At 69.6% G+C, this 14763-nt stretch carries 16 protein-coding genes; 10 read left to right on the forward strand and 6 right to left on the reverse strand.

Annotated elements, in window-relative coordinates; genetic code table 11:
- Positions 1-124 precede the first annotated feature (124 nt).
- The gene (locus tag AC3WVS_RS01735; RefSeq protein ID WP_492317106.1) at positions 125-688 is read left to right on the forward strand and encodes a hypothetical protein; all 564 of its coding nucleotides are present in this window, start codon (positions 125-127) and stop codon (positions 686-688) included.
- A gap of 21 nt (positions 689-709) precedes the next feature.
- Here the strand turns inward: AC3WVS_RS01735 and AC3WVS_RS01740 are convergent, their stop codons facing one another.
- Positions 710-1615 carry a LysR family transcriptional regulator gene (locus tag AC3WVS_RS01740; RefSeq protein ID WP_492317107.1) on the reverse strand — a complete coding sequence of 302 codons (906 nt, stop codon included), beginning with the start codon at positions 1613-1615 and terminating at the stop codon, positions 710-712.
- Positions 1616-1824: 209 nt separating this feature from the next.
- On the opposite strand from AC3WVS_RS01740, the gene AC3WVS_RS01745 reads away from it, so the two are divergent.
- The 7 genes from AC3WVS_RS01745 (at position 1825) to AC3WVS_RS01775 (ending at position 7710) form a co-directional block, all read left to right on the forward strand.
- Positions 1825-3825 carry an FUSC family protein gene (locus tag AC3WVS_RS01745; protein WP_492317108.1) on the forward strand — a complete coding sequence of 667 codons (2001 nt, stop codon included), beginning with the start codon at positions 1825-1827 and terminating at the stop codon, positions 3823-3825.
- A gap of 26 nt (positions 3826-3851) precedes the next feature.
- Positions 3852-4070, forward strand: a complete 219-nt coding sequence (locus AC3WVS_RS01750) for a DUF1656 domain-containing protein (RefSeq protein ID WP_492317109.1) — start codon at positions 3852-3854, stop codon at positions 4068-4070.
- Complete coding sequence (locus tag AC3WVS_RS01755) at positions 4067-4975, forward strand: efflux RND transporter periplasmic adaptor subunit (protein WP_492317110.1); 909 nt, start codon at positions 4067-4069, stop codon at positions 4973-4975. Before AC3WVS_RS01750 ends, AC3WVS_RS01755 begins: the two co-directional genes overlap by 4 nt.
- Positions 4972-6435 (forward strand): efflux transporter outer membrane subunit, encoded by a 1464-nt coding sequence (locus tag AC3WVS_RS01760; RefSeq protein WP_492317111.1) that lies wholly within the window; start codon positions 4972-4974, stop codon positions 6433-6435. The genes AC3WVS_RS01755 and AC3WVS_RS01760 overlap by 4 nt, the downstream gene beginning before the upstream one ends.
- 181 nt (positions 6436-6616) lie before the next feature.
- Positions 6617-6970: a hypothetical protein gene (locus AC3WVS_RS01765; RefSeq protein WP_492317112.1), complete on the forward strand. Its 354-nt coding sequence runs from the start codon at positions 6617-6619 to the stop codon at positions 6968-6970.
- Between the two features lie 92 nt (positions 6971-7062).
- Complete coding sequence (locus AC3WVS_RS01770; RefSeq protein WP_492317113.1) at positions 7063-7269, forward strand: hypothetical protein; 207 nt, start codon at positions 7063-7065, stop codon at positions 7267-7269.
- Positions 7270-7374: 105 nt separating this feature from the next.
- A complete protein-coding gene (locus AC3WVS_RS01775) occupies positions 7375-7710 on the forward strand; it encodes a cupin domain-containing protein (protein WP_492317114.1) in 336 nt (111 codons plus the stop codon).
- 10 nt (positions 7711-7720) lie between these two features.
- On the opposite strand, the gene AC3WVS_RS01780 is transcribed toward AC3WVS_RS01775, so the two are convergent.
- Positions 7721-8605 (reverse strand): LysR family transcriptional regulator, encoded by an 885-nt coding sequence (locus AC3WVS_RS01780; RefSeq protein WP_492317115.1) that lies wholly within the window; start codon positions 8603-8605, stop codon positions 7721-7723.
- Positions 8606-8726: 121 nt separating this feature from the next.
- On the opposite strand from AC3WVS_RS01780, the gene AC3WVS_RS01785 reads away from it, so the two are divergent.
- Positions 8727-9158 (forward strand): VOC family protein, encoded by a 432-nt coding sequence (locus tag AC3WVS_RS01785; RefSeq protein ID WP_010809388.1) that lies wholly within the window; start codon positions 8727-8729, stop codon positions 9156-9158.
- Between the two features lie 20 nt (positions 9159-9178).
- On the opposite strand, the gene AC3WVS_RS01790 is transcribed toward AC3WVS_RS01785, so the two are convergent.
- Both AC3WVS_RS01790 and AC3WVS_RS01795 read right to left on the reverse strand, forming a co-directional pair.
- Entirely contained in the window at positions 9179-9502 is a 324-nt protein-coding gene (locus AC3WVS_RS01790) for a thioredoxin family protein (protein ID WP_492317116.1), read from the reverse strand.
- Between the two features lie 124 nt (positions 9503-9626).
- Positions 9627-11897, reverse strand: a complete 2271-nt coding sequence (locus AC3WVS_RS01795) for an ATP-dependent DNA helicase (protein WP_492317117.1) — start codon at positions 11895-11897, stop codon at positions 9627-9629.
- 235 nt (positions 11898-12132) lie between these two features.
- Here AC3WVS_RS01795 and AC3WVS_RS01800 point away from each other — a divergent pair, with 235 nt between their 5' ends.
- A complete protein-coding gene (locus AC3WVS_RS01800; RefSeq protein ID WP_492317118.1) occupies positions 12133-13710 on the forward strand; it encodes a fatty acid--CoA ligase in 1578 nt (525 codons plus the stop codon).
- A 3-nt stretch (positions 13711-13713) separates the two neighbouring features.
- Here the strand turns inward: AC3WVS_RS01800 and AC3WVS_RS01805 are convergent, their stop codons facing one another.
- The gene (locus AC3WVS_RS01805; RefSeq protein WP_492317119.1) at positions 13714-14187 is read right to left on the reverse strand and encodes an RES family NAD+ phosphorylase; all 474 of its coding nucleotides are present in this window, start codon (positions 14185-14187) and stop codon (positions 13714-13716) included.
- Positions 14184-14699: an Xre family toxin-antitoxin system antitoxin gene (locus AC3WVS_RS01810; RefSeq protein ID WP_492317120.1), complete on the reverse strand. Its 516-nt coding sequence runs from the start codon at positions 14697-14699 to the stop codon at positions 14184-14186. The genes AC3WVS_RS01805 and AC3WVS_RS01810 overlap by 4 nt, the downstream gene beginning before the upstream one ends.
- Positions 14700-14763: the final 64 nt, after the last annotated feature.

Genomic DNA, 14763 nt, shown 5'->3' on the forward strand with positions numbered 1-14763 from the left:
CTGGCATGCCGCGGCCGCCAGGGCAAGCCACCGTTGCGCCGTAGGACAACGCCTGACAACGGCGGCAAGGCGCCAAGGCTAAAGTAGCAGCGCGAACCCCAAGCAATCCTGTTCCCGTTGCGTCATGCGCCCTGCCCCCGCTGCCCCCGCTGCCCCCGCCGTCCCCGATCACCATCCTTTGCGCAATGCCGCTGTGTGCCTGGGCCTGTCCCTGCTGGCCGGGCCACTTGCCGTTTCCGCCACCGTGGCCGCCGCGCCTGCGCCGTCCCCGCAACTGTCCGGGCTGGCCACGCTGCTGCTGGGCACGGTGCGCGGCAAGCCTACGGGCATGAACGGCGTGACCCGCCTGACCGCGGGCGATGTCGACCGTGAGCTGCGCATGGCCTGCCAGGAGCTGATGCGCGCCGGTCCGGTCGACCTGGACGACACCACCCGCTTCGACGGCTGCATGACGCGTCCGGGCAAGATCGTCGAATTCCAGCTGAAGGTTTCGGGAGTGGATGCGGCGCGCGACGATACCCGCGAGTTCATGGCGACGGCCAAGCCTATCCTGGAGCGCGGCATCTGCCGCAACCCGGATGTGCCGGTGCTCGGCAAGCTGGGGGTCAGGCTGCGCTACCACTACGTAGCCGGGCAGAAATCGCTGGTCTTGCTCGATATCCCGCCGGACCAGTGCCTGAAGAAGTGAGGCCGCCGCAAGCGCGCCGGTTCAAGATCCCTTTCCGCCCCCCAGCACCTCTTCGCAAACCGCCAGCCATGCCCGCGCCGCATGCGACAGGTAGCGTCCCGGCGACCAGATATGCGCCATGGTCCAGTCCATTGCCGGCGCGGTCAGCCGCGCCATGGCCAGTGCGTCCTGGCCCTGCAGGCGCTCAGCCAGCGGCTGCGGCAGGAAGGTAGTGCCCAGCCCCGCCGCCGCCATCGATGCCAGGAAATCCCAGTGCCCGCTGTGCGCCACCACGCGCGGCTCGATGCGTGCCTCCAGAAATGCCTGCCGCAGCATGCGCGTCAGCGAGAAGTCATCGGTCAGCATCACCAGCGGCTCATCGCGCAGCGCCGCCAGCGTGACGGTGCGCCCGCGCGCCCAGGCGGCCTTGCGCGGCCCCACGGCCCAGATCGGGTAGCGGCCGAACTGGCGCGTTTCCAGCGCCAGGCCGCTGTCGCCCGGCAGCACCGTGGCGCCGACCTCCAGCTCGCCGCTTGCCACCAGCTGCTCCACCACCTGGCCGCCGTGCTCGTCCAGCGTCAGCGACAGGTTGGGATAGCGCTGCCGGAACGCGCTCACCGCCGGTGAAAAGAACAGGTTGACCATCGGCGGGATCCCCACGGTCAGCTTCCCCCGGCCCAGCGAGGACAGGTCGGACACCTCCAGCGTGAGCCGGTGCACCACGCCCAGCGCCTCCTGCCCGCGCTCGTAGACCACGCGGCCCACGTCGGTCAGCCGCACGCTCTTGCCTTCACGGATCAGCAGCGGCTGGCCGACCTCGTCCTCCAGCTGCTTGACCATCTTGCTGATGGTCGACTGGGTGACAAACAGCGAGGCCGCGGCCTGGGTAAAGCTGCGCAGCCGGGCAGTCTCGACGAAATAGCGCAGCGCGCGGATATCGATGGGCATGGTGCTGAGGGACGGCGGGCTGCCGGCAGGCCAGTTTCGCCATCCATGAACAAAGGGAATGGAAAGACCAATATTAAATCATGAATGGAATGCGAAAGGTTTGGCTACACTTCGCTTTCACACATCGCCCCCGCCCAACCGCGCCGCCAAATGAAGCGTGGAGCGGCAGGCCGCGGCGTGCCCTCAACGCTTCCTGAAGACCCCGCTCCATGGCTAGCTGGCCGAATGCACGACAGTGGCTGTTCTCGCTGAAGGCATTCGCCGCCGCGATGCTGGCGCTCTATATCGCGCTGGCGCTGGGCCTGCCTCGGCCTTACTGGGCCATGGCGACGGTGTACTTCGTTTCCCATCCCCTGACCGGCGCCACCCGTTCCAAGGCGGCCTACCGCGTGGCCGGCACGATGCTGGGCGCCACCGCCGCGGTGGCCACGGTGCCGCAACTGGTCAACATGCCGATCGTGCTGATGGGTGCGATCGCGCTGTGGATCACCGTGCTGGTGTACCTGTCGCTGCTGCAGCGCACGCCGCGCAGCTATGTGTACCTGCTGGCGGCCTACACCCTGCCGATCGTCGCGCTGCCGGCCGTCAGCGCGCCGGCGCAGATCTTCGATATTGCCGTGGCCCGGATCGAGGAAATCGTGATCGGCATCGTCTGCGCCGGGCTGGTGGGCTCGGTCGTCTTCCCGGCCAAGGTGGCGCCCGCGCTGCGGTCCCGCGCAGCCACCTGGCTGGCCGACGCGGCGGCCTGGGCATCGGACATCCTCACCGGCAGCCCGCGCGCCGACGACAGCCGCCACCGGCTCGCCGCCGACATCCTGGCGCTGGACCAGCTGGTCAGCCAGCTGGCCTATGACACCGAGGGCAGCCACACGCTGCGCCATGCCCGCGCGCTGCGCCAGCGCATGACCATGCTGATGCCGCTGCTGTCGTCGCTGGAAAGCGTGCTGCAGGCGCTGCGCGGCCATCCGGACGGCATCCCGTTGTCACTGCGCGAGGCCATGGCGGCGACGACCGCCTGGCTGGCGACCGATGCTGCCACGCCGCCTCCAGTCGCCACGCGCAGGTGGCCTGCCGATGGCCGCGCGGGCGAGGTCGACTGGCAAGCCGGCCTTGCCGCCACGGCGGCGGACCAGTTGCAGCGCCTGGGCACCTTGTACGCTGAATGCCACGCCCTGCAGCAAGGCATAGGCGACCGCAGCGCCGGCGCGCCGCCGCTGCGCGGCAACGCGGCCCCGGACGCTGCAGGCCATCACCACGACCACGGCATGCTGCTGTTCGGCGCCGTGTCGAGCGGCCTGGCCGTATTCTGCGCGGGGCTGCTGTGGATCTTCTCGGGCTGGGAGGACGGCGCCGGCGCGGTCGCGGTGGCATCGATCGCCTGCTGCTTCTTTGCGGCCATCGACGAGCCGCGCCGCATGGCCGGTGCCTTCCTGCGCTGGAGCACGATCTGCCTGCTGGTGTCGTGCGGCTACCTGTTCCTGGTGGTGCCGCACGCGCACACCTTTGAAGCGCTGGCCGCGATGCTGGCGCTGCCCTATCTCGGCATTGGCCTGTTGATTGCGCGGCCCGGCTTCCAGCTGATTGCGATGCTGCTGTCGGTCAACACGGCCTCGTTCGCCAACGTGCAGGCCGTGTTCGATGCGGATTTCCTCGGCACCTTCAATACCTGCATGGCCAGCGCCGCGGCAATGCTGTTCGCGCCGCTGTGGTCGATGGCGGTACGCCCGTTCGGCGCGCGCGCGGCGGCGCACCGGCTGGTGCGCGCCAGCTGGCGGGACCTGGCCCAGGCCGCCACGCTGCGCGCGGCCGATGGCGATGCGCGGCTGGGCGCGCGCATGCTGGACCGGCTCGGCCAGCTGGTGCCGCGGTTGGGGGCTGCCGGCGATCCCTTGTCTTCCGACGGCTTCCACGCGCTGCAAGTCGGCTACTGCGCGCTGGCGCTGCAGAAGGCGCTGCCGGCCTTGCCGCCCGCGGCACGCAAGCCGGTGCGCCGCGTGCTGGCCGCGGTGGCAAGGCATTTCCGCGCGCGGCTGCGCGCGGGCCATGCCGTGCCGGCTCCGGCGGGGCTGGCCGCCTGGGTGGCCGATGCCATCGCCAGCGTGGCCGCGTTGCCCGCAGGTGGCCGCCCTGACCACCGCGGCACGCTCGGCGCGCTGGTGGTGCTGCAGGTCACGCTGCTGCCTGGCCCGGCGGCTGCCCTGTCCCGCTGACCTCCCCAACTCTCCGCTGCCGCCGAATGCTCAGTGAAATCGACCTCTATGGCGTGTTCGTGCCAGGCGTGCTGGTGCTGATGGTGCTGGCCTTCGCCGTCACTACCGCGATCCGCATGGCGCTGGCCGCGCTGGGCTGCTACCGGCATATCTGGCACCGCTCGCTGTTCAACCTTTCCCTTTATGTGATCGTCCTTGGCGCCGTGGCCGCAGTCTTTGTCGCGGTGCCGGGACTGCCGTCATGACCTTCCGACTCCGCCCCCTGCTTCCCTTGCTGCCAACGCTGCTGGCAGCCATTGCCGCCCTGCTGGTGCTGCGCCACCTGTGGGACTACTACACGGCCGCACCATGGACCCGCGACGGCCATGTGCGTGCCGACATCATCCAGGTGGCGCCCGATGTGTCCGGGCTGGTCACACGCGTGCTGGCGCGCGACAACCAGCATGTGCAGCAAGGCGAAGTCCTGTTCGAGATCGACCGCGACCGCTACGCGCTGGCCCTGCAGCAGGCGCTGGCCGCGGTAGCGACGCAGCGCGCCGCGCTGGCGCAGGCGCGGCGCGAAGCCGCGCGCAACCGCAATCTCGACGGCCTGGTTGCCGCCGAAGTCGCGGAACAGGGGCGTGCCCGCGTAGAGCAAGGCGAAGCCGCGCTGGCGCTGGCCGAAGCCGCGCTGCGGCTGGCCCGGCTGAACCTGGAGCGCACCAGCGTGCGCAGCCCGGTGGCGGGCTACCTCAACGATCGGCTGCCGCGCCTGGGCGACTATGTCTCGACCGGCCGCCCGGTGCTGTCGATCGTCGATGCCGGGTCCTTCCACGTGGAAGGCTATTTCGAGGAAACCAAGCTGCACCGGATCCGCATCGGCAGCCCGGTCGACGTGCATATCATGGGCGAGCCCCGGCGTCTGCGCGGGCACGTGCAGAGCATCGCCGCCGGCATCGAGGACCGCGACCGCAGCGCGGGCTCGAACCTGCTGCCCAACGTCAACCCGACCTTCAACTGGGTGCGGCTGGCACAGCGCGTGCCGGTGCGCATCGTGCTGGAGGACGTGCCCGCGGATGTGCGCCTGGTGTCCGGCCGCACCGCGACTGTGGCCGTTCGCGAAGCCCGGCGCGACGATGACGCCGGCCGCCGCACGGGGCCCCGGTCGTGAAGCGGCGCCATTCCTGGCTGGCGTGCGCCGCGGCCTGCCTGTGCGCCTGCACCACCGTGGGCCCGGACTATCGCGTGCCGGATCATGCGGCGGTGCGCGCGGCCGCCGCCAACGGCCCGCTTCAGGGCGCCGAAGCGCACGGCGTGGCCATCGCGCCCGTGCCCAACGACTGGTGGCGGCTGTATGACGACGCGCGGCTCAACCGGCTGGTCGAAGAGGCGCTGGCCGCCAACACCGACATCCGCGCCGCCAGCGCCAACCTGCGCCGCGCGGTGGCCCTCCTGCACGAGGTGGAGTCCGAGAACCTGCCGCAGGGCGGCGCCAGCGCCAGCGTTTCGCGCGCGCAGCTGTCGGGCGAGAGCTTCCTGCAGACCACCAGGCCACCGGTATTCAACCTGGGCGACTTCGGTTTCGGCGTGTCCTACCTGATCGATTTTTTCGGCAAGCTGGCCCGCGCCGACGAGGCCGCGCTGGCCGGCGCCGAAGCCAGCGAGGCCACGCTCGACATGGTGCGCGTCACCGTGGCGGCGCAGACGGTGCGCGCCTACGTGCAGGGCTGCGCCGCCACGCATGAACTGGCTGCCGCCACGCAGCAGCTCGCGGTACAGCAACGCACGCTGGACGCCACCAGCCGCCTGGTCGGCGCCGGCCGCGGCGAACCCGCCGACATAGCGCGCGAGCGTGCCCGCACCGAAGCGCTGCGCGCTGCGTTGCCAACGCTGGAAGCCGCGCTTAGCGACGCACGCCACCGGCTGGCGCTGCTGCTGGGCAAGCCGCCTGCGGCACTGCCAGAGGCCGAGGTGGACTGCCATGCCGAACCCACGCTGCGCGTGCCGCTGCCAGTGGGTGACGGCGCAGCGCTGCTCCGGCGCCGGCCCGATATCCGCCAGGCGGAACGCGAACTGGCCGCGGCCACCGCTCGCATCGGCGTGGCCACGGCGGACCTGTATCCATCGATCCGCATCGGCGCCAGCGCCGGGCTGACCGGCGTGCTGAGCCACCTTGGCAGCGGCCCGACGGCGCGCTGGAGCGTGGGGCCGCTGCTGAGCTGGTCGCTGCCGACCAACGGCGTGCGCCATCGCATCCACGGGCATGAAGCCGCGGCCGACGCCGCCCTGGCGCGCTTTGATGGCGCGGTGCTGCGCGCATTGCAGGAAACCGAAACGGCGTTGTCGGCCTACACGCGCGAACTGGAACGGCACGACGCCCTGCACGCGGCGCGCGAACAGGCCGCAGAAGCTGCGCGGCTGCAGCGCCGCCTGCAGCAGGCGGGGCGCATCCCGTACCTGACGCACCTGGACGCCGAGCGCACGCTGGCCGATGCAGAGGCCGCACTGGCTGCGTCCGAAGGCCATGTCGCCGCGCGCCAGGTCGACCTGTTCCTCGCGCTCGGCGGGGGGTGGCAGTCCGGCCGCAAGGTGGTTGCCGCCCATTCGATTATCGATGAAAAAAACGACTGATCTTTCGACATTTAAATCATCACAGGAATGCATCGACCTGACTAAACTTCGTCCCGTGCCGCGCGTTTCCCACGCGACCGCACCGCCCAAAAGGCGAACCCGGACGGCGCGGGAGGCAGATCCGCCATCCCCGCGCGGCCCTTCGCGGGCCATGCCGTCCACCCACCCAAAAACAGCAGACATGCATAAAAACGCTCTCAAAGCCCTTCTCGCCACGACCCTCTCGATTGCAGCACTCGGTGCCGCCGCACTGGCCAGCCCTGCCATGGCGCAAGGCCTGAATGACCGCGGCGTCGCCGCCGACCGCTACGGCTACAACCTGCACAACGGCAAGCGCGACCCGTTTACCGAAGGTGCGCACGTCAATGGCAAGCGCGACCCCTTCACCGATGGCGCCCGCGTCAACGACCGGCGCGACCCGTTCACCGACGGCGCCAACCGCGCTGCCGCCGGCATGGAAGTGGCAGGCATGGACCGCAGCGGCGTGTCGGCACCGCCGGCCCATGGCGGCTCACGCGTATCGGCTGCCGCCTGACCGGCGCCTGCCCGCGCCACGGCAGCCGCCGTGGCGTGTCGACGGGGCGCAAGGCCCCGTCTCCTTTCCCGTACCTCCCTGAAGCCCCCCTCATGAAAACCATCCTGTTCGCGCTGCTCGGCCTTGGCGCCCTGGCCGCGTCTTTTCCCGCGGTCGCCGGTCCTGACTGGGCCGTGATCGAGCGCGGCCGCGCCGCTGCCAGGACTGCTGCCGAGCGCACCGCACAAGCCCGCAATGCCACGCCTTGCGCACAAGCGGAAGTTGCCGCGTCGGCGACTTCGCCGGTTACATCAGGCTGAGCGCTTCTGAGATGCGCGCTCGGGTGCTAGATTGAGAAGGCGTGCCGCCGCCAGGCGCCGGCCGTGCCTGACAAGCCACCCCACCAGAAGAGCGAGGAGCCGCGCATGTCCCTTCCCCATCTTGAATCCGGACAGATCGCCAGCGTGCTGCCACTGGGCACACGGCTGGACCAGACCGCCACCCAGGCCCTGTTCAAGGAAGGCCCGCTGGAAGTGATGCGGCTGGTGCTGAAGGCGGGCAAGCATGTGCCGCCCCATGCGGTGGATGGCCCGATGACCGTGCAATGCCTGGAGGGCGAGGTGCGCGTGCGGGTGGACGGCGCCGAACGCCAGCTGCACCAGGGCGACCTGCTCTACCTGGGGCCGAGCGTGCGCTACGACGTGACCGCCATCTCCGATGCCTCGGTGCTGGTCACGTTGGTCCTGCCCGGCAGCCGCTGAGTATCGCGCCTTACACCACGGCAGGCTGCCAGCGTGCGCTGGCCGCAACAAAGGCATCGATCAGCGCCGCCACCGGCGCGCGGCGCAGTGCCGATTCGCGCACCAGCACGCCCACGTCGCGATAGAGCGGCCCGCCCGGCAATGGCGCCTGCACCACGCCCGCGGACTGCTGCAATGGCACCAGTTCGGACGGGATGATGGCGCAACCCAGGCCAGCTGCCACCATCTGCAGGATCACGGCCGGCTCATCCAGCTCCATCCCTTCCCTGACCCATAGCCGCTGCCGCTTCAGGTAGCCGTCCACCAGCTGCCCGCCGGTGCTGTGGCGGTTGTAGCGAATGAACGGAAGCGTCTCCAGCAACGCGCGCAGGTCTGCAGGCGCACCGGCGGGCCCGATGCCGACAAAGCCTTCGCGCACCAGCGGCACCCACTTGAGGTCCGGCGGAAAGCCCAGCCGCGGCCGGATCAGCACGGCGATGTCCAGCTCGCGCGCATCCACCTGCGTCAGCAGCTGGGTGGACATGCCCGGCACCACGTTGACGTGCGAGTCCGGAAACCGCCCCCGGAAATGCCGCATCGCATCGGCCAGCAAGGTGGCCTGGACCGTCGACACCGCGCCCAGCTCCACCGGCGCGGCGTCGGCATGCGGGCCGGCGCGGTCCTTCATCGCGGCATAGAGCTCGACAAAGCGCCGCGCTTCCGGCACCAGCCGGCGCCCGGCTTCGCTGAGCGCGACCGACTTGCCAGTGCGATCGAAGAGTACGCAGTCCAGGTCCTCTTCCAGCCGCCGGATCTGCGTGCTGACGGCCGACTGCGTCAGCGCCAGCCGCGCCGCGGCGGCGGAGAACGAGCCGGTTTCGGCGGCCACCAGGAAGGTCTGGAAGTAGCGGGTCATCTATCGAAAAGTCTGATGCTCAGGGCAAAAATGATCCGCTTCATATTACGGGTTGTGCTGGCTACAATCAACGCGCAGGCCAACGCCTGCCCGCATAACGACCCCCGACAAAGGCCCCCGCATGAGCGCGACTTCCTCTATTCCCCTGTTCCACCTGGCTTTCCCCGTGCGCGACCTGGCCGAGGCGAGGCGCTTCTATGGCGACTTGCTTGGTTGCCCCGAAGGGCGCAGTTCCGAGGCCTGGGTGGACTTCAATTTCTATGGCCACCAGGTGGTGGCGCACCTGTCGCCCGAGGAGTGCGGACACCGCGCCACCAGTGCCGTCGATGGCGACGACGTGCCGGTGCGGCACTTCGGCGCGATCCTGCCGATGGCCGAATGGGAGGCCCTGGCCGAGCGGCTGCGCGCGGCGGGCACGCAGTTCGTGATCGAGCCGCATGTGCGCTTCAAGGGCCAGGTGGGCGAACAGGCCACCATGTTCTTCCTGGACCCTTCGGGCAATGCGCTGGAGTTCAAGGCCTTTGGCGACCTGAGCCAGGTGTTCGCCAAGTAAGGCAGCGCGCGGCGGCCGGGCTAGGCAATGCGGCGCATGGCCTCGCGGATCGGCTCGGACTCGGTCGGGCGCACCAGCCGCGCCACTTCCTGCCCGTCGCGCAGGAACACCAGCGTCGGCCACAGCTTGATGTGAAACGACCGGCCAAGCCGGCGCCCGCTGCCGTCCTCGATCTTGAGATGGCGCAATGCCGGATGCACGGCAAAGGCCTCGGCCAGCGCCGGCTGGGCGCGCTGGCAGTAGCCGCACCACGGCGCGCCGAATTCCAGCACGGTGGCGCCCGGCAGCGCATCCACTTCCGTGCTGGTCGGCTCGGTGGCCGCGTATTGCTGGGTCATGGGCATGGATCTGATCCTTTCGCGATAGCTGGCTGATGGTATCCGCATGCCTGCCAGATTCGTTCCAGCGGCGACTCCGGGCAGGCTCCGCGCAAAGAGGATGCCCCAGACCGGCCCGGCTGTGTAATTTCTACGCCGCCGTGGCGATTTCCCACCATGCCGGCAGCAGTTCGCGCACCTCGGCCGCGGCAAAGCGGTCGTCGATCAGGTAGACCACGCCCTGGTCCTGCTGCGTGCGGATGACCCGGCCCGCCGCCTGCACCACCTTGCGCAGCCCGGGATACAGGTAGGCATAGGCATAGCCCCGCCCGAACGCCTGCTGCATGCGCGCGCGGAACTGCTCGTTGACCGCGTTGAACTGGGGCAGCCCCAGGGTGGCAACGAAGGCGCCGATCAGGCGCTCGCCGGGCAGGTCCACGCCTTCGGCAAAGGCGCCGCCGAGCACCGCAAAGCCGATGCCCTCGCCGCCTTCCGCAAACGTACCCAGGAACGCCGCCTGCGCGGCTTCGTCCATGCCCCGCGACTGCACCCAATGCGGAATATCGGGGTGAGATTGGGCAAAGCGGGCCACGGCTTGCTGCAGGTACTCGTGGCTGCTGAAGAACGCCAGGTAGTTGCCGCGCCGCGCGCGGAACTGGCCGGCCATCAGCGCGACGATGGCCGGCAGCGATTGTTCGCGCCGCGCATAGCGGGTGGAGATGCGCGCTGCAATCCGCACCGACAGTTGCTCGGCGCGGAACGGCGATGGCACTTGCACCCGCGCGCAATCGGCCGGCAAACCCAGCGTATCGAGGTAGTAGGCGGCGGGGTCGAGGGTCGCTGAGAACAGCGTGACCGAATGCGCGGCTGCAAAGCGCGGGCGCAGGAACGGAGCCGGGATGACATTGCGCAGGCACAGCCGCGCATGGTGGCCGCGGCCGCTGCGCGGCACGCGCTGGATATCGAACAGCGAATGCGCGTCGAGCTGCTCGGCCAGGCGTCCAAAATGCAGCCCATCGAAATAGAATCGCTGCAGCGCCGGATCCTGCGCGCCTGGATGCTCCGTCATATGCGTCAGTGCCGCCGCGCAGCATTCGTCCAGTGCGCGGCGGAAGGCGGCGGGCACTTCGGGCAGGACTTCATAGGCGTCGTCGCCCTGGCGCGCCAGCGCGCTCCATTGCCGGGCCAGCCGCGCCAATGGCTTGCGCACGACGGCCGGCGCGCCGCGGCGCACCTCGCGCAGCGATTGGGGGTCGAGTTCGGCGGTGTACATGGCGCGGCCACGCTCGACCAGGTTGTGGGCCTCGTCCACCAGCACGCTGGCGCGCCAGCCATTGGCCGCGGTCAGCGCATACAGCAACGCGCTGCGGTCGAAGTAGTAGTTGTAGTCGGCCACCACCACGTCGCTCCAGCGCACCAGCTCCTGCGACAGGTAGTAAGGGCAGATCCCGTGTGCCAGTGCCAGCGTGCGCACCGCGGCGTGGTCGCGCACCGGCACGCCGCGCGCCGCTTCGCGTGCTGCCGGCAGGCGGTCATAGAAGCCGCGCGCCAGCGGGCAGGACTCGCCGTGGCAGGCCAGCTCCGGATGCTCGCAGGCCTTGTCGCGGGCCACCAGCTCCAGCACATGCAGCGGCTGCGCGCCGTGGCCGCGCAGCGCATTGGCCGCGTGCAGCGCCACCCCGCGCCCGGTGGAGCGGGCCGACAGGAAGTACACCTTGTCGATGCCCTGCCCCGGCATGGCCTTGAGCACCGGGAACAATGTGCCGACCGACTTGCCGATGCCGGTGGGCGCCTGCGCCAGCAGGTGGCGGCCCGCGCGGTTGGCGTTGTAGACCGCCTGCGCCAGTTCCCGCTGGCCCGGGCGAAAACCCTGGTGCGGAAAGGCCAGCTGCGCCAGCGCGCCATCGCGTGCCTGCCGGTGGGCCAGTTCCGCCTGCGCCCAGTGTAGGAACTGCTCGCAGGTCTGCACGAAGAAGGCTTCAAGCGCCTGCGCAGTGAAGTGCTCCGCAACCGGGTGCTCGCGCTGGCTGATGATGTCGAAATAGACCACCGCGATCTCCAGCCCGGGGAGCCCCAGCTTGCGGCATAGCAGGCAGCCATAGACCTTGGCCTGCGCCCAGTGCAGGTGGCGGTGGTTGTCCGGCACCGCGGCATCGCCGCGCACGGTCTTGATTTCTTCGAGCCGGTTGGCGACGGGATCGTAGCCGTCGGCACGGCCGCGCACACGCAAGGGCCCGAAATCGGCGGCAAGCGCCACTTCGGCCTGGTAGGCCTCCCCGCGCCGGCTGGTTACTACCGCATGCCCGGCCACGCCCTCCTGCGCCGATGGCGTCGGCACGAAGCGCAGGTCCAGGTCGCCCGCCTTGGCGGTGAATTCGCACAGCGCGCGCACGGCCACCACGTAGGCCGGTGCGGCTGGCATGGCAGGCGGGGCTGGAATGGGTGGCGGGACGGCGGACACAGGAAACGGGGCGCGGCGGTAACTGTATGAATATACAGTATCACGCAAGAGCCTTATCGCGTGACCGCCGCTCCGGCATAAGGAAAGAGCAAAACTTTATTTCCATGTGCCCCACCCGCCGCTCTATATTGTCCGGCTTACAAGACAACAACCGCCTGCCGGCAAGCCGGCGGCGGACCATGACCGGAGCACAACCTTGACCCGCGGCATCACCCTTGGCGACACCCTCTCCTGGCCCGCGCGCTACCTGCCCCGCAAGACCGCGCTGGTCAGCGGCATTGGCGCCGGGCGACGCGCGTGGACATACGCGGAGCTCGATGCCGAGGTCGACCGCCACGCGCACGCACTGCAGTCGCTGGGGATCGGCAAGGGCGACGTAGTCGCGGCCTTCCTCTATAACACTCCGGCCTTCGTCTTCACGCTGCTGGCCACGGCGCGCATCGGCGCGGTCTACAACCCGGTCAACTACCGCCTGGCTGCGCAGGAACTGGCATACATCCTGAACGATGGCGGTGCCAAGGCAGTGCTGTTCGAGCAGGAAGGCGCGGGCGTCGTCGAGAAGGCGGCCGAACTGGCCCCCGTCACCGCGCTGCGCATCTATGCCAACCCCGATGCCGCGCCCGCCTTTGCCACACATCGGCTCGACACGCTGGTTGTGGGCCAGCCGGCCACGCTGCCCGCGGTGACGGTCCACGAAGACGACCCCTGCATCCTGATGTACACGAGCGGCACCACCGGCCGCCCCAAGGGCGTGGTGCACACCCATCGCAGCAAGCTGCAGCACAACGCGATGATGCACCAGGCCATGACGCTGTCGCGCGAGGACGTAGGCCTGTCGGTGGCGCCGCTGAACCATACCGCCGAGCTGCACACCAGCTTCCTGCCGCGGCTGCAGCTTGGCGCCACGCAGGTGCTGCAGCGCCGCTTCGACGCGGGCGAGGCCTGGCAACTGGTGGAAAGCGAGCGCGTCACGCATTTCTTTGCCGCGCCGGCCATGGTGGGCATGCTGCTGAACCATCCGGATGCCGAAACACGCGACGTGTCTTCATTGCGGCTGGTGGAATACGGCGGCGCGTCAATGGCGCCGCACCTGATCCGCGAATGGGACCGCAAGGTCGGCGCCGGGCTGGTGCAGGTGTACGGCACCACGGAAATGGGCCCGTGCATGTCGGTGCTTTACCCGCATGAGCAGCTGAGCCACGCCGGCTCGGCAGGCCTGCCCGCGCTCGGCCATGACCTGGTGGTGGCCAGGCTGCGCGACGACGGCGAGCCGACCGACCCCATGCAGCCGTGCGCGCCCGGTGAAGTCGGCGAAGTGCTGGTGCGTGGCCCCTGCATGATGCAGGGCTACCTGAACCGCCCGGAAGCCAATGCGCGCGCGCTCGCGCACGGCTGGTACCACACCGGGGACCTCGGCAGCCTGGATGCGGACGGCTACCTGTGGATCCGCGACCGTATCGACTACATGATCAATTCCGGCGCGGAGAACGTCTATCCGCGCGAGGTGGAAGACGCGCTGATCGAGCACCCGGCCGTGCTGGAAGTAGCGGTGCTGGGCGAACCCGATCCGACCTGGGGCCAGGTCGTCGGCGCCTATGTGGTGACACACGGCGACGCACCGGTCAGCGCGGCGCAGCTCGACGCCTTCCTGCTGCAGGGCGACCGGCTGGCAGCGTACAAGCGCCCGCGCCGCTATCACTTCCTGGATGCATTGCCCAAGACCACCAGCGGCAAGATCCAGAAGCACATGCTGCGCGCCGGCGCCACCGCCTGAGCCTCAGACCAGGCGCGCGTCGTACTGCCAGCGGCGCAGCTTGACGTAGGCCAGCCGCGCGGCGTCGGGGTGTGCCGGGTTGACCAGCACGTTGTGCTCTTCGGGAATGACGATGGAAGGCACCAGCAACAAGGCGCTGGTGCCCGCGGCGGTCCAGGCTTCGCCGGTGTCGAGGCTGGTCTTGCCGGCGGGAATGGCATCCCAGCCAACGGGGGCGGTGTCCGCGCTCAGTTGCTGCGCGGCCGCCCATAGCTCGTCGGGGATGTCGATCCGGACCAGGTAGCGGTTCAGCGGCAGCCCGCCCGCGCCCAGGTGGACCAGCGTTTCCAGGCAAGCCAGCGCGATGCTGGACGCCGCATAGATCAAGGGCGTGCCCTGCCGGTTCCAGCGCCCGCCGGTAGCCTTGGCGCCGGCGCCGCTGGCATCGTCCGCGGTGTAGTCTGGGGTGTCGGTCGCGATCCGCCAGGCTGGCCTCACGCGTACGCCCCGCTCTGCATCCTGGCCACCAGGTCGGAAACGATGCGCTGGCCGGCGAGCGTATCCATCAGCTCAGCGGGGCGGCGCCCGCCCAGCGCCGGCGACGGCTGCTCCAGCCACTGCGCCACCCACTGTGCCGCGCTGAACCCGCGCGGATCGCCCGAGCTTTCCACCAGCGCCTGGACCTGCCCGACCAGCCGCGCCATGCCCAGCACACGCTCGCTCTGCTCGCTCGACAGGTTCTGGTGCGCCCGCGCCTTGCGGTCCACGGTGGCGCGCGGCAAGTCCAGTGTCTTGATCAGCTGCTCCTTGGTGGTGCCCATGGATTCGGCCAGGCGGGTCAGGTCTGAAGCCGGCACGCCTTCACGAATCGCGCGGATGACCGACATGGCGCCTTGCGTCGACAGGCTGGCCTCATAGACGGCGACGTAGTTGTTGACGCTCAGCTCGGGCGGAGCCGGGCGTTCATGAGCCAGCGGATAACGGCCGTCGGGAGTGAGTGTGAGCGGCATGGCAGACCCCATCAAATGAGCATTCAGTATAGCTCAATTGACAAAAGCCGCCTGCGCACCCGCC

The sequence above is a fragment of the Cupriavidus sp. CPT47-8839-RL05A genome, assembly GCF_058792255.1.